Raw genomic sequence first — 20,285 nt, 5'->3', positions numbered from 1 at the left:
TCCAGTGTATGAGAGAGCCTTTTCTTCTTAGAACAAAAACGGGGAGCCTCCGTGCAGAACCAGTCTTCTGATCCCGCGCGAAGCGCTCCCCTTCTATTTATTTGATATTTGTACTGATCACATCCCAGATGCTGGACCGCTCAAATCCCAGTTTCCAGGCCGCAATTCCTGCCAGCTGATATTCCGGTATGAGCTTGGCTTTGAGCTCCATGGAAGCCTCATTTTCCAACCAGATCTGGTAGAGCGCGCCGTCCGGATCATGATATTCCGCATAATCCTGACTGGTCTCGTCGCTCCAGTTGGCTGTCACACCGTTCGCCTCCAGCGTGGAATCCGCCGTATTCATACCGATAGCCTCGCTGCTAACTTCCCCGCTGGTATCCGTCTTCCAGAGTCTCGTATAAAAAGGCACACCACTGATGATCTTATCCGCCGGAACGCCCTCCGCGATCGTGGACTCGATGCCCTCTTTTTCAAAGGAAAGGGAGGCAACGGAACCCGGATCGGAGCCTACATAGTGCTCGTCGTAGCCCATAATAATGAAGTAATCCACGACCTCTGCCTGCTCTGAGCGCTGATAGTAAGCGCTGAAGTCTCTCGGAACCGTATTGTCTGAGGAGAGTACCAGGTTATTCTTTCTGCACTGAATGGAGAGTTCACGGAGGAACTCAATGTAAGCGTCTCCCAGTTCCTCGCCCAGATTCTCAAAGTCAATATTCAGGCCGTCCAGCTGGTACTCCAGAGCCGCCTCAATCAGCTGCGTCGTCAGCTTCTCTCTGGCTGTGGTGTTGGTCAGGACTTCCTTCATATCCACCTCCTGGTTGAAGTTATCCACCAGGCCCCAGACTTCCAGGCCTTTCTCATGAGCTGTCTCCACATAGCTGCTGTCTGCCAGGGAAGAAACGGTTCCGTCCTTGCTGGCTACTGAAAACCAGGTGGGAGAAATCGTGTTGACGCCGGTCATGGACTCGATGTCCGAGGATAAAGCATAGTTGGAATCCATATTGCTGATCTGATGCCATACGAGATTGATCGTGTAATCCTTCTTAATTCTCGTGTATTCCGGCTCCGTAAACTCATTGGAAATCGTCGTCTCCGTCACAGAACCCAGCCTTTTGTTTCTCACATAACCAATATAACCATCCGCCGTGGCAATCTTGGTCCAGTTCTCCAGCTGTTCCAGGACTGTCACCAGATCGCCTTTAGCTACTGATGTCAGAATCGGGCTCTTGACACCGCCCTGATAGCGGACGTTCTCGTCGCGTTTGACTTTCGCCTGCTGGATCGTTCCCCATTTGTAAGTCACGAGAATACGATCCGGCTCCTGAAGCGTCTCATAAGTCATATTTGTGTACTGTTTCACGAAATCTGCCTCGATGTAAGGCACCTCTCCTTCCAGTCTCACAATGATCTGATCAAAGGATTCTGCCTCGTCGGAAACCGTATATTCCGCTCCGCCTGCCGGGATCTTGATTACATCCGTTGGCGTGGTATAGAGCATGAGCTGATTCGTGGAATCCCAGTAAAAACGGCTGTTTAAGCTGTCTTTCACGGTGTTATAATTCAGATAGGGCACACCATCCACCAGCATGCTCATCTCGCCTGCCACTTTATCCTGAAGGATCACGGGCACCTGGCCTTCCCCGGTGATTCCGTAATATTCCGCAGAGTCCATCTTTTCGTCTGTGGGAATGTATTTATCTACAACTTTGCTGACAATCAGAATTGCCGCAAGAACTACGATCAGTACCGCTGCTGCCACTACGGGCAGTATTTTTTTCTTCATTCGTTCGACCTCCAGCCCCTGTTATCTTTATATCTGTACCTACGAATTGCTCCGCTGCAAAGCAGCTTCCGCAATTCTCATTATATCATACTAGAGACTGCTGCGAAACGACCAAATTCGACTTTCATCAGAATAATTTACCAAGTCTGTCTGCGAAGGGGACGCTTTCACCTGGATTTTTCGTCTTTGTCGATGCAGTCGAAGGCGATATCTGTTACTTTATCAGAAGCGTTTCTGATGTAATCCCGCATGTAACTGTTTCCTTCTCTGGCGCAGCATGCCCTGGCAATCTCTTCGGGCGTACTGGGTACACCGTCCAGCCAGAGTTGGATACCTGCTCCGTCATAATAGGAAAGTTCGCTGTACAGTTTAAACTGCTCGTCACGGTGCTTTCCTGAAATCGGTCTCACCCCTTTCTTTTCACCGCCGAAAATGGATGTGCTCTCTGTGATATATTACTTTCCTGTTGTCAGTCCAAAAATGGCTTGTATTTTTGCAGGCTGACGGTTCCATTTCCATACAAAGCGGTTTTCTTTTGTATCAAGAGAAATGAAACGGAAAATAGAAAAAAACAGAGCTGGAGCGGGGCTGAAGGTCATTTTGTCATTGTCTGTTCAGTTGTAAAAAAATCTTGGAATAAGCGAGAGGATATCTCTCACAGAATATAATAGAATATAAATAGAGGTCCATTTCAAATCTCTTACGGGTTATTATACAATACAAAGTTCTGTTTTGCAAGCGTTTTTTTGATTTTTTTAATCTTTATTTCTTTCTTTTGTCCCTTGCGAAAAACAAAGAAAGAGATTATAATGAAAAATATCTGTGACAAAATCAATAAGGAGGTACACGATCATGATTAAAATCAGCAAAGAAATGATCATTGGAGATATTTTAAATGAAGCACCGGATATGGGAGCAGTACTGATGGCAGCAGGAATGCACTGCATCGGTTGCCCGTCCGCTCAGATGGAGTCTGTTGAGGAGGCTGCATACGTTCACGGCATCGAGCCGGATCTGCTCGTCACCAGAGTAAACGCTTTCGTTGAGAGCCAGGCTCAGGAAGCAAAAGCTGAGTAATTTATCTTTGAAAACAGAAACGGGAAGAAATCTTTCAGATGGAGATTTCTTCCCGTTTTTTATGTCGCTTTCGTTTCTTATGCCAGCTGCGCCAGCTTCTGCAGCGCCTCGTCTTTCACGATGATTTCCATGTGTTCCTGATAGAAGGCACGCATCGTGGGCACATATTTCCGGTTGCCTGCATACTCGGAGAGAATGTTGCAGATCTTGTTGAACTCCTCCGGTGTGTGGCCGGATTTGCTGATGATGAGATGGTACTCTCTGGTCAGCGGGTCCTTGTAGAGGCTGTTTTCTCCGTTGTAATGGCCCTCCAGAATATGGGCGGCGCGGATCACGGTATCAAGATCCCGGAACCGGTAAAGCCTTGTCAGATTAAAGGCTGCGGTGTCGGCTGGAGCGGTTTCGGGCGCTTCCTTCTCCGCAGTTTCCTCGGTGGTATTTTCAGCGTTGTACTGCTCCATTGCCTTTTTCTTGGCATTGCGGATCTTGTTGAAAAGACCCAGCACATCATCGGCGCCTTCCAGCTTGGAAGCGATGGGGGAGCTGCCAAAGGGCGTATCGCCCGGCTGCTGGGGAGAAAACTTGGCAAAACGGGTGTCCAGCTCTTCCGGGTCCTCCACCTTCGTGATGATGAGTATGATGGAATCTGAGGAAAGAGGGATTGCCTCGATCATCAGAGGAATATCGTTTGCCTCAAAACCAAATTCGTAGGCGGCCTGCTGCATCATGTCGCGGAAAAGACTCTTTGCCTTCTCTGTGCCATAAGCAAGCTCGCTCAGTTTGATCTCCCGGCTTAAAAGATCTTCTTTTGTGAGGGTGCAGCGTATCTGATTGTCGTTGATTTTTTCAATTTTCATTCTATCACATCCTGACTTTTTGAGAAAAGTTGAGACAAATAAAAATCCAGTCTATTGCAAGCAAGCTTGCATAGCCTTGCTTTTTATTTTATTTTTTTTAAACTGGTTATATCATTATATACCGTTCTGGCGCTTTGTGTAAAGTAAATGAGTGGAAAAAGATTAAAAAAATTATAAGTTTTAAAATTAAATGCGACAAGAGGTATTAAACCTCTGCCGCATTTATTTTTTTACACAAAAAGCAGAATGCGGTAGAGCTTAAAAACTCTTACCGCATTTTTTATTTACAAAGGAAAGGAGAATGAGAACGTGGCAAGGAAATATAAAAGATTGAATTATGAAGACCGAAAAGCCATTGAAGCGATGTGCAAACAGGGAAAGCGTGCAGAAGAGATAGCGGAAGCAATGGACGTTCACAGAGCCACCATCTACCACGAACTGAAAAGAGGTGGCGCAGAAAATGGAAACCGAAAGCAGTACAGCGCAGACATGGCACAGAAGGCAATATAATTTGTTCCCCGAAAAGGATCGGGGAAGTACATATGAAAGGCGGAAGAATATGAAGCTGAATATTAAAAAATTTATGATGACAGAAATGGGCGGAGAACTGGAAGAAACGATTAAGGCGTGGGATCAGGCACTGGAAGAAAGAAGAAAAGCGACGCCGGGAATTGGCGATCCGGATCAGGGACTGGGCTTCGGATACTGGGATCGTACCTGTAAAAGCTGTCAGGATAGATGGGAAGTTTTCAAGTTAGCAATCAGACAGTTTTATGGAATTGAATTCAACTTTACACGGACAGATGAATACTTCGGAATTTGCAACGATGATGAAACTATCTGGCTGATGAAAGAGAACAGAGAGGAGGAACGACAGTGACAAAGAAAAGATCGACTGACATCCGGACATGTCCCGTGTGCGGACATCAGGTGCAACGAAGTGACATGCAGTTCACACGGGACTGCAACGGGATCCCGTTCAGATTGGTTTGCTGGGACTGCTACGATCAGCTAATGGCGAAAGGCTATGACGGGGAGTATTACACGGAAGCAGATGAAAATATTGATTATGACTATTAAGCAAAGGACATGAAAATGGCAATCGAAAGAACAGTAGAAACGGACGTATATTGCGATGCATGCGGCGAGTGGATCATGGGCTGGAAATCTAATGATACAGGAGTTAGTAGAGCATGGGCGGCAGAATACACGAGGAGAAGAGGGGGAACGGTTGGAAAGAAAATCGTTTGCAAGAAGTGCAGGATAAAAGAACGGATCCGGACATGTAGTTTGCAACGCAAGATCGGGAATGCAGGAAGGGATAGTGACGGGACATGTATGGGATTTGCAAGCGTGGTATCGGACGAACCGATGGAAAGATGCAAAAGATGCATAGCCTGCACATCTTATCAATGGGAAGAATAGTTCAGAGGATAGAAGCCGAAACGGGGCGCAAGCCCCGTCCGGTCACGATGGCAACGTGATCGCTGACGATGGCAAGCTGATAGCCGTCCGATGAACACTGTGGAAAAATAGCGGCGGGCATAGACTGCCAGAATTCTATGCGGATGTTCAACAGGTTTTCAGATGCTTTTTAATGCGAAAAGCAACAACGCAGCGTCAGATGTTGCCGGAAGGGGTGTGGTGATATATATGACTGCGCTGATCAGCGCAGATTGATTATGCCGAAAGGCGGTACATAGAAAGGAAAATGGACAGATGACAGCAACAGAAGAAAGACCAGTGCAGATTTTGGAACTATTCGGAGGAATAGGAAGCCCGCGATGTGCATTGCGAAATCTGAAGATACCAACAAAAGCGATCGACTACGTTGAAATTGATGAAAAAGCAGTCCGATCTTATAACAATATGTTCAGTGAAGAACTGCTATACAAAACACAGTCTGTTGTGGGATGGAATCTGAAGCCGGACATTTTAATACATGGAAGTCCGTGTCAAGATTTCAGCATAGCCGGACATCAAAGAGGGGCAGACGAAGGAAGCGAAACAAGATCGAGTTTGATGTGGGAAACGATTCACATCATTGACCAGATGGGAGAATGGAAACCGAAATATGTAATCTGGGAAAATGTGAAAAATGTGACATCGAAACATATGATCGCGAATTTTGTGCGTTATCAAAAAGAGATGGAACGAATGGGCTATACAAATAATTACGATGTTTTAGATGCAAGAGAATTCGGACTGCCACAAGCACGCGAAAGAGTGTTCACGATCAGTTGCCTGAATGGTGAAAAATTTGATTTCACAAGCCTGATCAGGACGCCTATGCGTAAAATCAGCGAATTTTTGGAAGATAACGAAAACGTTCCGGAAGTATATAACGTCACACAGCCATCTGTATATAACGTGATCGGCGCGTCTGGGATAAAAAGGGCGACAGTGATCAAAGACTTTGCTTATACGATTACAACGCGACAGGATAGAACACCAGCGCAGGTGATTGACTGTGGATCAGGAAGATACCGATACTTGACAGAACGGGAATGCTGGCGACTGATGGGATATACAGACAAAGAATTTGAAACTGCGAAAGCTGTACATGAGAGAAAAGGAAGATATTACATGACACTGTATAAGCAGGCGGGGAATAGCATAGCGGTTCCGATATTTGAAAGCATCTTCCGAAAGATAATTCTGAGAGAGGAGAAAACAAAGAAGGATGACAGTGAACGTCAGGAAGGCGATGCAGGACGTTAGAAAAGCAGGGTAATATAAAAGCCTTCTGGTATGCTTGGCGGCACCAGAAGGCTTCACGGTGGCTTCAGGACGATGCCCGAAAACCATAGTACACATCGAAGATATTGTACACCGGACAGCCTGAAAAGTCAATGAATCCGCGCTTTTCTGGACTTCCTAAAGCGACCTTGTAATGGATACTAACAATTCAACTAAAGGAAGTAAAGGGAATGAGAAAGAAAAGAAGGAAGGCTGTATATGTCCCTTACGACTATGAAGCAGCATACAAGAATAGTCTGGATAAGATGGAGGAAGCAAACGAAGAAAGGATCCTGAAGGAAGGCAAGGTGAAAAGCATCTATGCAACGAAGGAGATCCGATCAGGCGATCAGCTGGAAGTGGAAATCTATCCAGAGTTTACAAAGGGACAGAAAGATCAGATCCCGGATGAAGGGAAAAGAAAAAGGCAAAGACAGGCACAGAAGAATCTGAACGATAAAAACAGTAAAAAGATGTGCGAAAGGGTGATCGGTGAGAACTTCACGGATAGAGATATATGGGCGACATTCACATACACGGATGACAATATGCCTGCTTCGATGGAAGTGGCAACGAAGAACATGCAGAACTATATCAGGCGACTGAATTACCAGCGAAAGAAGCAGGGATTGAGCAATGCAAGATATGTGTATGTCACAGAATGCAGTGAAAAAGGACGCTGGCATCATCACATCGTTATGGATGGCGATGTGGATATGGACACAGTTGAAGCGGTCTGGAATCTTGGAAAAAGAAATGAGATCAGAAGGCTTCAGAGGGATGAAAACGGTCTGGTCGGAATGGCAAGGTACATCACGAAAGAGAAAAGCAAAAAAGGCAAGTATCAAAAGACATGGTGTGCATCAAAGGGACTGCGGAAACCGAAAGAAAAAGTCAATCATTACAAAACGAAACAGAAGGATGTGGACAGGATCGTAAAAGGAGATCTGAATGTCTGCGATCATTTGATGAAATGGTATGGCGATAAATATGATTTTGCTGAAGCAGAAGTGAAATATAACACGTTCAACGGCAGGTTCTACATATACGGGCGGATGCGGTTGAGGAAAGGAACGGCACATGACAAGGGCAAGAAGTAGGAGAACGGCACGAAGAAAGATCAAAAGACTGATCAGGAAGACTTTGAAGATCGTATGTGCTGCATGGGATTTCATTGCAAGGAATCCGGCAATGCTTGCGATGCCGCTGATCATTTTTCTGTTGGTGTTGACAATACAAATGCACGAATTTGAAAAGCAGGTGCAGGCGTGGGATCAGGAGATCCGGCAGCAGCAGGAGCAGATCGAAGAATTGTATGATCGGCAGGATCCAGTGGAGCAGACAGACATGACGGATGTATATGGATGCAAAAGTCTGTATGGTACATATGATTTTCCGTGGAATACAATGTCGCAGGACTGGGGGAGCGATCAAGTGACAGGATTTTATTATCATGAAATATCTGAAGAATGCAAGGCAGCAGGCGGAGAGTTACCGACGATCATTCAGGTATACACATACATTGTATGTGAACAGAATGGCGTCGATTATGAAATGGTTTTTGCATTGATCGAACAGGAATCCAGATGCAGATGGGACGCTGAAGGCGACAATGGAACGTCAATCGGTTTGATGCAGGTATCGGAAAAATGGCACATGCAAAGGATGGAAGAATTGGGAGCGTATGACCTGAAGAATCCATATCAGAATGTGTTGGTTGGCGTGAATTATCTGTCAGAAATACAGAACGATCTTCGTGGAACAGTATCAGATGAAGATCTTCCGTACTATACACTGGCAGTTTATAACTACGGGAAGCGGGGCGCAAAAGCGAATCTGTGGGATCAGGGCGTTGTGAAGTATACATACAACACGAAGATTATGGATCGAGCGCAACAGCTGAAGAAAGAGAAAAAGAAAGCAGAGGAGGGACGCAGATGATCAGGAGCATCGCAAAGAAGATCCAGCACATGATCCGTATGATCAGGATCCAGCAATGCCATCACTGCTGCCTGTTCTGCAAATATTGGAACATATGCAAGGAGGAAGAAGAGTGAATCGAAGATACGCAAGAAGAAACGAGGATACAGAGCAAATGAGCGTCATGGACTGGGCGCGATGGAACCAGAACGCACATCCGGAACTGGAACTGCTGCATCATTGCCCGAATGGGGGGAGCCGCAACAAAGCAGAAGCGGTGAAACTGCAACAGATGGGCGTGAAAGCTGGGATTCCGGATCTGTGTCTTCCGGTTCCGATGGGAATGTACAACGGTTTGTACATTGAAATGAAATACGATACCGGAAGACTGGAAGACAGCCAGAAGAAAATGCTGAAGGCACTGGCGGCAGCAGGACATTACTGCACAGTTTGCTATGGGGCAGAAGAAGCGATCCGGGTGCTGCAAGAATATATCAACCTGAAGAAAATTGATGCTGGAAAAAGAGAAGATACAATGTCAGAACAGAACCTGATGATTAGAAAGAACGGGAAAGTGAAATGTATTATTTTCAAAGAGTAGAAGAAAGATCCAAACAGGCAAGGAAAGCACTGAAGAACTGCGAACTGGCGCAAAGGCAGAAAAAATTCGGATTCAAGGAAGCAGTGATCAGCAGCCGCGGAGAATGTACCGGATGCAGAAATGCAGATGACGGGGAGCTGGATCGAAAGTGCAAGCGTTGCCAGTATAACGAATACTATGAAGCGAAGTGATTACGCTTTTTCTTGCGGCGGCTGCATATGCAATCACTGTGCGAACAGCGTGGAAACGATAGACAACTGCACCGGAGAAGCAAAAGAACCTTGCTTCGTATGCGATGAGTGCAGATGGTATGACGGAGATACGAAGAATCCGGATAAATGGAAACAGGAATGCGATGAATATATCATCACAGAGGAGCAGGCAAAAAGAAACAGAAAAAAATTCAAAATTGTGAAATAGGAGGTACACATCATGAAAACAATCGCAATTATGAACCAGAAAGGCGGGATCGGCAAAACAATGACGGCGGCTTCGATCGCTTACCTGCTGGGAGAAGAACAGGGAAAGAAGGTGTTGCTGGTCGATGCGGATCAGCAGGGCAATGTATCAATGCTGTACGATAGATACAAACCGGAAGGGATCGGGATGTCCGAATTACTGGAAAGACACAGAAGCGTCGGAGGATCTTACAAGACAACAGACCTGATCCAGACAACACCGTATCACAATATTGACATCATCACAGCGAATGGGTATTTAATGCGGACTAACATGAATCTGCTGCTGAACGAAAAAGAAGATCAGATCCTTCGCTTTGCGGCTGCAATGCTGGAAGTACAGGATGTATATGATTATTGCGTAGTTGATTGCGGGTTGCTGCTGGATATGACCGTGACGAATGTTCTGGTGGCGACAGATCTTGTGATCCTTCCGGTTAAGATCGGCGGATTTGAAATTGAAGCAATCGCAAACATGGATGAACAGCTGGAAGATCTGCGAAGCCTGAATAACAGGATTCGCATGAAGATTTTAATGACTATGCGGCAGAAGAACCAGACAAGCCTTCAGGTGGAAGCGTGGCTGAAAGAATCATCTGGACAGGATTGCTTCGTGACGGCTGTTAGAAGATCCATCATTGCGGAAAAGGCAACCATGCAGCGCGTGCCACTTCCGAAGTTTTCTAAAAATTGCATTGTTACGCAGGACTATCGAAACGTTGTGACGGAGCTGCTGAAAGATATGGAGGGATAGACATGGAAATTGATGGACAGGTAACGATCAGCCTGAAGACATTTAACCAGCTTCAGGACAGGGCAAAGCAGGCGGACGAACTGAAAAAGAAAATGCAGGATCTGCAAGAGGAGATCACAGACATTATTGATCAGATTGACGAATCGGAAGCGGAACCGATCTTTCATGAAATTGATGATAGAAATATGACGGATAAACAGATACAGAAAAGGTTCGATGAAGCGATTGCGAAGTTTAGGATCATTCTGGATCCGGAGAAGACAAAGCGTTTGATTCAGAAGTACATAGAAAAAGACAGAAGTGATTCACACGCGGATGTGAAGAACGCAAGCCGGAAGGTGCTGGAACAGATAACGATCACGATGAAAGAAGAGGAGGAATAAACATGGCAGCAGGATGGAGCGTAATGGATGCCTTAAATAAAAACAGCAAGGCAGCAGCAGAAGAGAAACCGAAAGCAAGATTCCGGACACGGGACATTAGCATCCGGAAGATTTACAGCAATGACAGAAATTTTTATTCGATGCCGGGAATTGAACAGCTGGCACAGGAGATCTTGGCGGTTGGTCTGATGGAAAATATGACAGTGGCATATGCACCGTGTGAACGCGGAGAATATAAGATCATCGCCGGGGAAAGAAGATGGCGCGCATTGAATTTGTTACTGGAAAAGGGATATGAAGATTTTGAAACGGTGACATGCCAGATCAAAAGCGCAGCTGAAGAGAATGAAGAAATGGTACAGCTGATCATTGCGAATGCGTATCGTGACAAGACGATCGTGGACATGTTGGAAGAGGAAAAACGCCTGAAGGAATCGCTTCAGTACATGAAAGATAATGGATTGACGCTTCAGGGGTACAAACTGGACAGCGGACGTCTGCGTGATGTGATCGCTTCAATCATGAACACGACCGGAACGAAGATTGCACAGATTGAAAGTATTAACAAGCATTTGATTCCGGAATTTTCGGCAGAACTGAAAGAAGGTCGCCTGACCTTCTCAGCAGCATATGAAATTAGCGGAATGGCAGAGGATAAGCAGATGGAACTGCTGGAAAAGTACAAAGAAGGCGGGCTGTCATTAAAAGAAGTGAAACAGGCAAAGAAAGAGATCGAAGAAGCAGCAGAGAAAGCAGAAATTTCGGGACAGATGAATTTGCCGGAAGATCCGGAGGAATGGGAGCAGGAGGAAGCAGAAGAGGAGCAGGAAGAAGAATGGCAGCAGGCACATCCGGAAAGCATCACATCACTTTGCTATTCATGCCAGCGATATTCAGAATGCAACGTGAAAACAGGGACATGTCAGGACTGTGATCGTTATGTTGATAAGGCAGAAGCTGAAAAGACGCCGGAACAGCGATATGACGAAGAACAGGCGGCAATCGACAGGAAAACGGCGAAAAAGCTGACTGAAATGGAGCAGGAAGAAAAGATGCAGAACCTGCCTTCGGATGAAAAGAAAGCGCGGATGATGCGAGTGTCAGCGGAATTATTAAAAGACATCAAAGAAGGAAAGATCCGCCACATGATTGTGAAAGAGGATCAGGCAGGATACAAAGAAAAGGACATTTTGACACTGCTTGCATTCCGTGATGGAAGATCAACAGGTGAACAGATGCGTGTATGCATCACATGCGCCGACGATGCACAGACATCCAGTGCGATCATTGAAGGATATGCTGTCATCGGGATTATGGATGTCTACGATGCGGAAGCATTGGGGCTGATTGACTTGGAGGATGAAGACTGATGGCAGATAAAAACAAATTTGTAAAACCGGAATTAAAGAAATACAGCGCGAAGAAGCTGTTGACACAGGATAGATTGATGAATGCCATGATCGGTATCAGAGAAATTCAGACAAAGCTATGGGAAACGATGCCGGATGATCAGTACGAAAAGCTGGAACCGGAATTTGACACAGCGATCGCTGCAATGATGGCGCATATGTGCGGGGTGATGCCTGCACACGCGCAGCCGGATCAGGAAAACAGTCAAGATATCCTGATGCCTGCAACATAGGAAAGGAGAACGACATGGAAAAGAAATTCAATGAAGAAGTGTACAGAAACGGATCAGAAGTTGTTTGCGACGCCTGCGGATCTGTAATTAAACACATAAATGTGAAAGCAAGGATCATCGCAAGACAGGCGGAAGGATTTAACGTGACAGAACAGTATTTTGCCTGTCAGGAATGCGGGAAGAAATACACAGTGATGATTGTAGATCATGAAATGCAGTTCTTGATTCAGAAGCGGCAGCAGGTGGAACGACAGATCAAACTGCATAGACAGATCCGAAGTCGGGCGCAGACGATCCAGCGTCTGGTCACAAAGATTGAAAAGATCAAGAAGCAGCAGGAAGAAAGAATGATTATGCTGAAGGAACAATACAAGGAGGAAATCGAATCATGATGCAGATGAACATCGAAAGAATGATAAATGCAACAGGATCGTTGCTGATCTGGCTTGTGATGATACTGGCAGCAGTGATTCTTGCAGGTCTGATCATAATTGCAGCAAAGGCAATCAGTCAGGGCATTAAAGATATGGACAGGAAAGGAGAAAGGAAAGATGCAGATAACAACACTTCCGAAAGATGATGTAAAAAGAGGAGAAATCTATTATATAAGCCGGGGAGGATACAACACAGGAAGCGAACAGCAGGCAGACAGACCGGGCGTGATCGTCAGTAATGATAAAAATAATAAAAATAGTCAGACATTGGAAGTTGTATATTTGACAACGCAGCCGAAGAATGAACTTCCGACACATTGCACGATTCGATCAACAGGGCGCGTCAGCACTGTTTTGTGTGAACAGATCCACACAGTCGCTGTGGAACGCATTGGGAAATACATCGGAGTGTGTACAGCGCAGGAGATGCAGAACATCGACATAGGGCTGATGATCTCGATCGGTTTAGGCGATGGGGGGACGACAAAGGACAAAACAGTTGTCGCTGATCAGAAAGAAGAGAAAAAAGCAGAGGAGAAAAAGACGGAAACGAAAGTCCAGATGGAAACAAACGAAGAACTGATCAAGGCAAGGACGGAAAGAGATATATTCAAGAAGCTGTATGAACAGATGACCGAAAGGCTGTTAGAAAGGCGAGAATGAGCAAAACACAGATTGTACTTGCGACAGGGGAAGTATACGACGTTGAAGACAAAGGAGAAAGAAGAATACTAATTCCGGTGGGATACATAAAGCGGGAGGAAGAAAAGCATGAACAAAGTGATTTTAATGGGACGTTTAACACGGGATCCGCAGGTGAGATACACACAGGGGCAGGATTCAATGGCGATTGCAAGGTTTACACTTGCGGTCGATAGAAGAGGAAGAAAACAGGAAGGTCAGCAAGATGCTGACTTTCCTTCTTGCGTTGCTTTTGGGAAAAGTGCGGAATTTGTGGAAAAGTATGTGCATCAGGGAACGAAGATTGTATTGACTGGGCGGATCCAGACGGGAAGCTACACAAATAAAGACAATATCAAAGTATACACGACGGAAGTGATCGCGGAAGACATTGAATTCGCAGAAAGCAAAGCGGCAGCAGAGGGATCCGGCGGAGCAGGAGGACATCAAAAACCGGAGCAGACGGAAAACGATGGATTTATGAATATACCGGAAGGCATCGACGAAGAATTGCCTTTCGATTAGGCAAAAAGGAAGGATGTGACGATATGGGGCTGAAAGAAGCGTTTAGAAAAGTGGGACAGGTGATCGAAGAAACAAAAATGAAGATCGGAATGAAAAAATACAAAAAAGGCGGAATTCAGGTCGAAGAAAAAGACCAGAAGCCGGAAATGGTAATTCCTATAAATGATATTCCGCTACCGGAAGAAAAAGGGGAAACAGAAGATGCAGAAATCCGAAAAATCGAAGATCTTCCGGCATATGAAGACAGAAAATTTTATATTGCGGCTAAAATGCAGGTTGAACCGGAGGAAGTGGAAAAAGTGATCAGAAAAACGGAAGCAGAATGGAATCTGTCGCCAGATAAGGCGGCAGAAACATTGAAAATGATCAGTGATGCAGCCGTGAAGCTGAATATGGCATTTGCAGAAATGATGGAGAATATACGGCGGGTAGCTGACAAAATATCAGAGGTTTTCAGACGTATACATGAAAATAATACGATGACAGAAACACAGATCAGAAAAAGAGAATTATGGCGGCGATATTATGAGGAGAAAAGCCGGATGTCAAACAATGAGCGCAGAAGGCGAGGAATACCGATGGTAAAACGACCAAAACGGCAGCAGTATAGACCGCCGAAAAAGAAGACGACAAAAGGATAATAAAGGAAGGATGGTGTGGCAAATATGGAGCAGGAAAAGGAAAAGAATGAAGAAACCTTCGTGAAGAAGGTGGTGCAGACAGCACTGGAAGCGGAAAGACAGATCCGCAGGCAGCAGGTACTACACAACACACGGATGCTGATGGAAGAATACATCGAAATGAAAAGACATATTGAAAGCGCAGTATCAGAGGAAGAAGAACTGAAGGAAGAACAGTATGATATATTCAGAGGAGAAGGCGCACATCTTGGAAGTGTTCGCAGATCAAAAATGAAGACAGCGATGATGATTGCGAATATTGACAGAGCAATGGAAGAACTGCGGGCAGAATATGAAACGAAAGAAATGACATACAAATACGATGCCTTTAAGATGCATTATATTGATGGGGCATCGTATGAAGAGATTGCAGACATCCAGAACTGCGGAAAGAACACACCGTCCAGATGGTCAAAAGAATTGATCAGGAAAATGTCAGTGAAGTTATTCGGGATAGATGGCGTTGAAAAATATTAAAAAGAAATCCTTTTTGCTTTTCTTTTTGGGGAAAAGTTGGGGAAAAGCTGGGGTTTTAATGGTGGGATGAAAGATGTAAACTGATAGCGTGGAAAGTTGCAAGAAGCGATTGTACAGAAATGTGCAGTCGCTTTTTTATTGCCATTTCCACGCCCTTCTGAACACTGCGACGGGCATCTGCAAAGATGCCTGCGTGCAGTGTGTATATAGCACGAAAGAAGGTGATACATAGTGCTATTACACAGATGTAAATGCGGGGCATTGATACCGCAGGAATTACGCCTGTGTCCGGACTGTGAAGCAAAGGAAAGCGACAAGATGTCAAGGCATATGGAATACAATCTGCGCCGAAGAAATAAGAAAGCAGCGGCTTTCTATGTGTCGGCGGAATGGCGCAAAGTACGGGCGTTTGCACTGTCTTTATATGACAGCTTGGACATGTATGCGTACTATGTTCAACACAAGATTGTTGTGGCTGACATGGTACACCACATCACGGAGATAGAAGAAGACTGGACACAACGCTTGAACGTGGAAAACCTATTCCCGTTAAGCAATGGAAACCACGGGATCATCAGTGCGCTGTACAAGAAGGATGAAGCAACGAAAAGACAGACACAGGAGTTGCTGCGGAACATTATCCAGCAGCACTGGAAAGGGGTAGGGGGTATCGAAAAAGTTTTGACCAGGCTGGATTAGTCGCGCCCCCTCTATTCTGTGGAGAAAACTCCCCACGGAAATTTCAGATATAAGGGCAAACGGTCATGTGTCAGATTCTGACACAATCCGCAAGGAAAAGCAGCGGGAAAGGAGGTCGATATAATGGCAGGACAACGACAGCCGATCGCGCTGGTACAAGCAAAAGGGAAGAAACATCTGACAAAGGCAGAGATCGCAGAAAGAGAACAGACGGAAGTGAAAGCACCGTCGGACAGAGTGACGCCGCCGTCATACCTGACAGCTACGCAGAAAAAGGCATTCAGAAAAACGGTGAAAGAACTGCGGGCGATCGACCTGATTTCAAACTTGGACGTGGAAGCACTGGCGCGGTTAGTGATCGCGCAGGAGAAATACAGAGAAGTGACAGAAACGATCGCAAAGCAGCCACTGATGGTAACTGCGGCATACGACACAGGAAAAAAAGATGCAGAAGGCTATCCGATCATGGCAGAACATGAGGTTGTGAACAGTCAGGTGGAACGTCTGGCGATCATTCAGGACAGGTATTTCAAACAGTGCCGACAGGGTGCGGCAGATTTTGGACTGACAGTATCGTCAAGATGCCGCCTGATTATTCCAAAAGCACCGGAAGCACCGAAGACAAACAAATTTAAAGACAAGTTTGCGTGATGATGCGATGCAGGACAGAACGACACAGTACGCTGCGGATGTCCTTGCGGGAAAAATAATTGCCGGGGATCTGGTAAAACTTGCCTGCAAGCGTCATCTGGACGACATCGAAAAGTCAAAGGCTGCGCCATATAAATACTATTTTGATGTGGAGCAGGCGGAAAGAATCATTGAATTCGCTGAAACATTGACCATCGCGGAAGGCGAAGAGGAAGAACAGGTCGAATGTTACGCATTCCAGTGTTTTATTCTCGGAAATCTGAACGGATGGCGGACAAAAACAGGCGGACACAGAAGATTCCGAACATCATATGTGCAACTTGGAAGACAGAACGGCAAATCTTTTCTGAATGGAATTCTGGCTGCATATTACGGAAATTTTGAGAAGTACAAATACGGTCAGATATACTGCACAGCAACGAAAAAAGATCAGTCGCTGATCGTATTCAATGAAATTGTGAAGTTTATCCGGTCGGATCCTGATCTGGATGAATGTTTCAATGTACACGAACACAACAGCACAATAGATTGTTTGCTGACGCATAGCAAAATAAAGGCACTTTCAGGAGATACGAAGTCAATCGACGGATTCCGCCCGTATCTCGGAATTGTTGATGAATACCATGCACACAAAAATGACCAGATGTACAAACTTCTGGAAGGCGGAATCAAGAAGATGAAATCTGCGTTGATCAGCGTGATCACGACAGCAGGGTTCGATCTGAAGTCACCATGCTATGCGCTGTATGAATATTGCGTGAAGGTACTGAAAGGCATTGCACACAATGATTCACAGTTTGTATACATCGCACAAATGGATGAAACAGACGACATGTGGACGCCGAAGAACTGGATCAAGGCGAATCCGATCCTGCAATATGATTTGGAAGCACTTGAAAACATGGTTCCGATTGCTGAAACAGCGAAAGAAATGGGCGGATCCAGTTTGCGCGATTTCATTGTGAAACAGCTGAACATGTGGATTCAATGGACGAATGATGTCTATCTGAAAGACATGGAATTGTGGCAAAATGGCGCGACAAAGAAGACACTAGAGGATTTTCGGGGACAGAAGTGCTATGTGGGGCTGGATCTTTCTGCTGGTGGAGATTTGACATCACTGGCGATCGTATTTCCGTTCTTGAAAGATGATGTCAGAAAATATTTTGTTCATGCACACAGTTTCATACCGAAAAGAAGGGTTGAAGAACATATCAAAACAGACCGGACGGAATATGACTTATGGATCCGCGACGGACTTGTGACGGTAACAGAAACGATGGGCGGGGTAAAAACTGACTATCGGTATATTTTAACCTACTTGGAAAAAATCATCACCGATTATGAACTGGATGTGCAATTTATTCTTTACGATCCGCATAATGCGTCAGCTTTCTTGACGGATCTGGAAGCGTTGGGATTCGACAGCGTGGCTGTAACACAGTCAGCAAAGGCACTGAATGATGCAACGGTTGATTTCAGACTTGAAATTGAATCAGGAAATGTGGAACACGATGGAAACGCGATGATCAAATGGTCGATCGCGAATGCAAAGACAACTTCCAACAGTTTCGGAGAAATCAAGATCGACAAAGAGTATCAGACAGAACGAATCGACGTGATAGATGCGATCATTGACGCATGGACAGCTGCAATGAAAGGCGAAGTGAAACAGAATACAGCAGAATCGGTCGAAGAATGGCTGAAACTATATGAAGCAAGTAAGAAAAAACAGGCGAGGGGGTGATGCGGGTTGAATGTATGGCAGAAGTTCAAAGGATGGATTGCAAAAAAAATGAACTTCACCGTGGAAACATCACCAGCGATGAAGGAAGAATCATTTCTTGAATGGCTTGGTGTGAAAAGAAAAAACAAGGATGTGATGGCGGAAGTAACGTACTTCACATGTTTGAAAATGATGTCTGAAACGCTGGCAAAAATACCGTGGAAATATTATCAAAAAACTGAAAAAGGGATCATTGAACCAGAACTGTCGGATGTTGCGAAACTGCTGAAAAACAGACCGAATCCGTTTATGACGCCCACAGCTTTCTGGAATGCCGTGGAAATGAACCGAAATCACTTCGGAAATGCGTATGTATATGTCAGGTCGAAGTTCAAAAGAAAAAAATACGGCGGAGAATACAAAGTCATGGACTTGTGGATTATGCCGTCGAACTGCGTGCAGATTGTAGTGGATGATGAAGGATACTTCGGAGGAAGAGGAAAGATCTGGTATGTCTACAACGATAAATACAGCGGGCAGCAATATGTGTTCGGGACAGATGAAGTTCTGCATTTCAAGACATCACACAGCTTGGATGGTATTACGGGGCTTCCTGTGCAGGCGATATTGAAGACGACTGTGGAGGGCGCAGCGGCATCACAGGACTATCTGAACAGCTTATATGAAAGCGGACTGACTGGGAAAGCAACACTGGAATACACAGGAGATCTGAACAAAGATTTAAAAGAAAAACTGGTGCAGGCATTTGAAGAATTCGGATCAGGCGCAAAAAATGCAGGAAAAATCATTCCGGTTCCGCTTGGGATGAAGCTGACGCCACTGGATATTAAACTTTCGGACAGTCAGTTCATCGAACTAAAGAAATATTCAGCACTTCAGATCGCAGCTGCATTCGGAATCAAGCCGAATCAGATCAATGATTACACAAAATCTTCGTACAACAACAGCGAAATGCAGCAGTTGTCATTCCTAACAGACACGATGCTTTTTGTATTAAAGCAGTACGAAGAAGAGGTTAATTATAAGTTATTGACAGATGAAGAAGCCTTCAGCGAAGGAAAATATTACAAACTGAATGAAAAAGTTCTGCTAAGAACTGACAGCAAGACACAGATGGAGATTTTCGCAACAGGTGTCCAGAACGGAATTCAAAAAGTGAATGAATGTCGACGAAAACTGGATCTGATGGATGCAGAAGGCGGTGATCAGCTGATCGTGAACGGAAATTATATTCCGATCACAGAAGTTGGAAAGCAGTACGAAAAAGCGGGAAATGCACAGCAGCAAAGCGTGCTTCCTATACAGCCGGAAACGGATCAGAAAACGCAAAAGGATCCGGAAGAAGGAGATCAGGCAGACACGACCGGAACAGAACCTGATGAAAAAGAATCGCAGGAAGGAGGGGAAAACGATGAAGAATAAATTCAATTTTTCACGGAGAAATCCAAAAACAAAGAAGATTGAAAATACTGGATTTATGGAATTCAGAAATGTATCGAATAATGCAGCAGAGCTGTATATATACGGTGACATTGTTTCTTCAACATGGGAAGCATGGTGCGATGAAGATACATGCCCGCAGGATATATCGGATTTTATGAATCAGATTGAACCGGGGGCTGAACTGACGGTGTACATCAACAGTGGCGGTGGTGACGTATTTGCCGGGATAGCAATTCACAGCATTTTATCACGGCATACCGGACATAAAACAGGCATCGTGGACGGAATGGCTGCGTCGATCGCATCCGTGATCCTGATGGCTTGTGATTCGATTGTAATGTCATCGGGAGCGCAGATCATGATTCACAAACCGCTGTCATGGGCATATGGAAATGCGGATGATTTTCAGCGGCTGATCAGTGAACTGGATAAATGTCAGAAAAGCATCACGGACATATATATGGGACGAGTGAAAGAAGGCGTGACAGAAGAACAAGTCACAGATCTGATCAATGCCGAAACATGGATGACGGCAGAGGAAGCAAAGGAAATCTTCGATGTGCAGATCGAAGAACGTCCAGCGGTCGCCGCCTGTGTTGGCTGGATGATGGAGAATTTCAAAAAAGCACCAGAAGGCATTAAAACACAAAGCGCAGATGATGTGACGGCGAAGATTACAGCCGAAGAAGAAGCAATCATCGAAGAAATGGAACTTTTCGGAATCTAAGGAG

The 20,285-nt window shown here is 45.2% G+C and carries 28 protein-coding genes; 25 read left to right on the top strand and 3 right to left on the bottom strand.

The features are described from left to right. Positions 1-97: 97 nt before the first annotated feature. The gene (locus LKD71_RS00595) at positions 98-1,786 is read right to left on the bottom strand and encodes a glycosyl hydrolase family 18 protein (protein WP_227613947.1); all 1,689 of its coding nucleotides are present in this window, start codon (positions 1,784-1,786) and stop codon (positions 98-100) included. Between the two features lie 167 nt (positions 1,787-1,953). After that, positions 1,954-2,196 (bottom strand): hypothetical protein, encoded by a 243-nt coding sequence (locus LKD71_RS00590; RefSeq protein WP_178046125.1) that lies wholly within the window; start codon positions 2,194-2,196, stop codon positions 1,954-1,956. Between the two features lie 442 nt (positions 2,197-2,638). Here LKD71_RS00590 and LKD71_RS00585 point away from each other — a divergent pair, with 442 nt between their 5' ends. Next, positions 2,639-2,863: a DUF1858 domain-containing protein gene (locus tag LKD71_RS00585; protein WP_178046123.1), complete on the top strand. Its 225-nt coding sequence runs from the start codon at positions 2,639-2,641 to the stop codon at positions 2,861-2,863. Positions 2,864-2,940: 77 nt separating this feature from the next. On the opposite strand, the gene LKD71_RS00580 is transcribed toward LKD71_RS00585, so the two are convergent. After that, positions 2,941-3,720 carry an adaptor protein MecA gene (locus tag LKD71_RS00580; RefSeq protein WP_178046124.1) on the bottom strand — a complete coding sequence of 260 codons (780 nt, stop codon included), beginning with the start codon at positions 3,718-3,720 and terminating at the stop codon, positions 2,941-2,943. A gap of 309 nt (positions 3,721-4,029) precedes the next feature. Here LKD71_RS00580 and LKD71_RS00575 point away from each other — a divergent pair, with 309 nt between their 5' ends. From LKD71_RS00575 to LKD71_RS00460, 24 genes are all read left to right on the top strand, one after another. Beyond that, entirely contained in the window at positions 4,030-4,230 is a 201-nt protein-coding gene (locus LKD71_RS00575) for a helix-turn-helix domain-containing protein (RefSeq protein ID WP_022426977.1), read from the top strand. Positions 4,231-4,279: 49 nt separating this feature from the next. Then, the gene (locus tag LKD71_RS00570; RefSeq protein ID WP_005422897.1) at positions 4,280-4,600 is read left to right on the top strand and encodes a hypothetical protein; all 321 of its coding nucleotides are present in this window, start codon (positions 4,280-4,282) and stop codon (positions 4,598-4,600) included. After that, positions 4,597-4,800, top strand: coding sequence for a hypothetical protein (locus LKD71_RS00565; protein WP_055218444.1), 204 nt, complete (start codon positions 4,597-4,599; stop codon positions 4,798-4,800). The genes LKD71_RS00570 and LKD71_RS00565 overlap by 4 nt, the downstream gene beginning before the upstream one ends. A 15-nt stretch (positions 4,801-4,815) precedes the next feature. Beyond that, positions 4,816-5,145 (top strand): hypothetical protein, encoded by a 330-nt coding sequence (locus tag LKD71_RS00560; protein WP_227613946.1) that lies wholly within the window; start codon positions 4,816-4,818, stop codon positions 5,143-5,145. 294 nt (positions 5,146-5,439) lie between these two features. Next, the gene (locus LKD71_RS00555; RefSeq protein WP_227613945.1) at positions 5,440-6,441 is read left to right on the top strand and encodes a DNA cytosine methyltransferase; all 1,002 of its coding nucleotides are present in this window, start codon (positions 5,440-5,442) and stop codon (positions 6,439-6,441) included. Positions 6,442-6,650: 209 nt separating this feature from the next. Further along, on the top strand, positions 6,651-7,559 hold the full coding sequence (locus tag LKD71_RS00550) for a rolling circle replication-associated protein (protein WP_022426980.1): 909 nt from the start codon (positions 6,651-6,653) through the stop codon (positions 7,557-7,559). Positions 7,560-7,602: 43 nt separating this feature from the next. Further along, a complete protein-coding gene (locus tag LKD71_RS00545; RefSeq protein WP_227613944.1) occupies positions 7,603-8,400 on the top strand; it encodes a transglycosylase SLT domain-containing protein in 798 nt (265 codons plus the stop codon). 112 nt (positions 8,401-8,512) lie between these two features. After that, the gene (locus tag LKD71_RS00540) at positions 8,513-8,980 is read left to right on the top strand and encodes a VRR-NUC domain-containing protein (RefSeq protein ID WP_227613943.1); all 468 of its coding nucleotides are present in this window, start codon (positions 8,513-8,515) and stop codon (positions 8,978-8,980) included. Beyond that, complete coding sequence (locus LKD71_RS00535; protein ID WP_227613942.1) at positions 8,959-9,171, top strand: hypothetical protein; 213 nt, start codon at positions 8,959-8,961, stop codon at positions 9,169-9,171. The genes LKD71_RS00540 and LKD71_RS00535 overlap by 22 nt, the downstream gene beginning before the upstream one ends. 241 nt (positions 9,172-9,412) lie before the next feature. Then, on the top strand, positions 9,413-10,192 hold the full coding sequence (locus tag LKD71_RS00530; protein WP_022426985.1) for a ParA family protein: 780 nt from the start codon (positions 9,413-9,415) through the stop codon (positions 10,190-10,192). A gap of 2 nt (positions 10,193-10,194) precedes the next feature. Then, entirely contained in the window at positions 10,195-10,575 is a 381-nt protein-coding gene (locus tag LKD71_RS00525) for a hypothetical protein (protein WP_227613941.1), read from the top strand. A gap of 2 nt (positions 10,576-10,577) precedes the next feature. Continuing rightward, entirely contained in the window at positions 10,578-11,945 is a 1,368-nt protein-coding gene (locus LKD71_RS00520; RefSeq protein WP_227613940.1) for a ParB/RepB/Spo0J family partition protein, read from the top strand. Beyond that, complete coding sequence (locus LKD71_RS00515; RefSeq protein WP_005422876.1) at positions 11,945-12,217, top strand: hypothetical protein; 273 nt, start codon at positions 11,945-11,947, stop codon at positions 12,215-12,217. Before LKD71_RS00520 ends, LKD71_RS00515 begins: the two co-directional genes overlap by 1 nt. Before the next feature lie 14 nt (positions 12,218-12,231). After that, positions 12,232-12,609 (top strand): hypothetical protein, encoded by a 378-nt coding sequence (locus LKD71_RS00510; protein ID WP_227613939.1) that lies wholly within the window; start codon positions 12,232-12,234, stop codon positions 12,607-12,609. Further along, positions 12,606-12,797, top strand: coding sequence for a hypothetical protein (locus tag LKD71_RS00505; RefSeq protein ID WP_005422874.1), 192 nt, complete (start codon positions 12,606-12,608; stop codon positions 12,795-12,797). Before LKD71_RS00510 ends, LKD71_RS00505 begins: the two co-directional genes overlap by 4 nt. Continuing rightward, positions 12,769-13,314 carry a type II toxin-antitoxin system PemK/MazF family toxin gene (locus LKD71_RS00500; RefSeq protein ID WP_227613938.1) on the top strand — a complete coding sequence of 182 codons (546 nt, stop codon included), beginning with the start codon at positions 12,769-12,771 and terminating at the stop codon, positions 13,312-13,314. The genes LKD71_RS00505 and LKD71_RS00500 overlap by 29 nt, the downstream gene beginning before the upstream one ends. Before the next feature lie 108 nt (positions 13,315-13,422). Continuing rightward, complete coding sequence (locus tag LKD71_RS00495; RefSeq protein WP_227613937.1) at positions 13,423-13,857, top strand: single-stranded DNA-binding protein; 435 nt, start codon at positions 13,423-13,425, stop codon at positions 13,855-13,857. 23 nt (positions 13,858-13,880) lie between these two features. After that, the gene (locus LKD71_RS00490; RefSeq protein WP_227613936.1) at positions 13,881-14,498 is read left to right on the top strand and encodes a hypothetical protein; all 618 of its coding nucleotides are present in this window, start codon (positions 13,881-13,883) and stop codon (positions 14,496-14,498) included. Positions 14,499-14,522: 24 nt separating this feature from the next. Further along, positions 14,523-15,014, top strand: a complete 492-nt coding sequence (locus LKD71_RS00485; RefSeq protein WP_005422859.1) for a hypothetical protein — start codon at positions 14,523-14,525, stop codon at positions 15,012-15,014. 330 nt (positions 15,015-15,344) lie between these two features. Further along, positions 15,345-15,713 carry an HNH endonuclease gene (locus LKD71_RS00480; protein ID WP_227613935.1) on the top strand — a complete coding sequence of 123 codons (369 nt, stop codon included), beginning with the start codon at positions 15,345-15,347 and terminating at the stop codon, positions 15,711-15,713. Positions 15,714-15,836: 123 nt separating this feature from the next. After that, positions 15,837-16,364: a phage terminase small subunit P27 family gene (locus LKD71_RS00475; RefSeq protein ID WP_227613934.1), complete on the top strand. Its 528-nt coding sequence runs from the start codon at positions 15,837-15,839 to the stop codon at positions 16,362-16,364. Between the two features lie 7 nt (positions 16,365-16,371). Continuing rightward, a complete protein-coding gene (locus LKD71_RS00470; protein WP_227613933.1) occupies positions 16,372-18,111 on the top strand; it encodes a terminase large subunit in 1,740 nt (579 codons plus the stop codon). A 48-nt stretch (positions 18,112-18,159) separates the two neighbouring features. Beyond that, positions 18,160-19,533, top strand: coding sequence for a phage portal protein (locus LKD71_RS00465; protein WP_408610961.1), 1,374 nt, complete (start codon positions 18,160-18,162; stop codon positions 19,531-19,533). Further along, on the top strand, positions 19,523-20,281 hold the full coding sequence (locus tag LKD71_RS00460) for a head maturation protease, ClpP-related (protein ID WP_227613931.1): 759 nt from the start codon (positions 19,523-19,525) through the stop codon (positions 20,279-20,281). Before LKD71_RS00465 ends, LKD71_RS00460 begins: the two co-directional genes overlap by 11 nt. The last annotated feature ends 4 nt before the right edge of the window (positions 20,282-20,285 follow it).

This window comes from Fusicatenibacter faecihominis (assembly GCF_020686945.1).
GTDB lineage: Bacteria > Bacillota > Clostridia > Lachnospirales > Lachnospiraceae > Limivivens > Limivivens faecihominis.
This window is presented reverse-complemented; position numbering and strand designations above follow the sequence as displayed.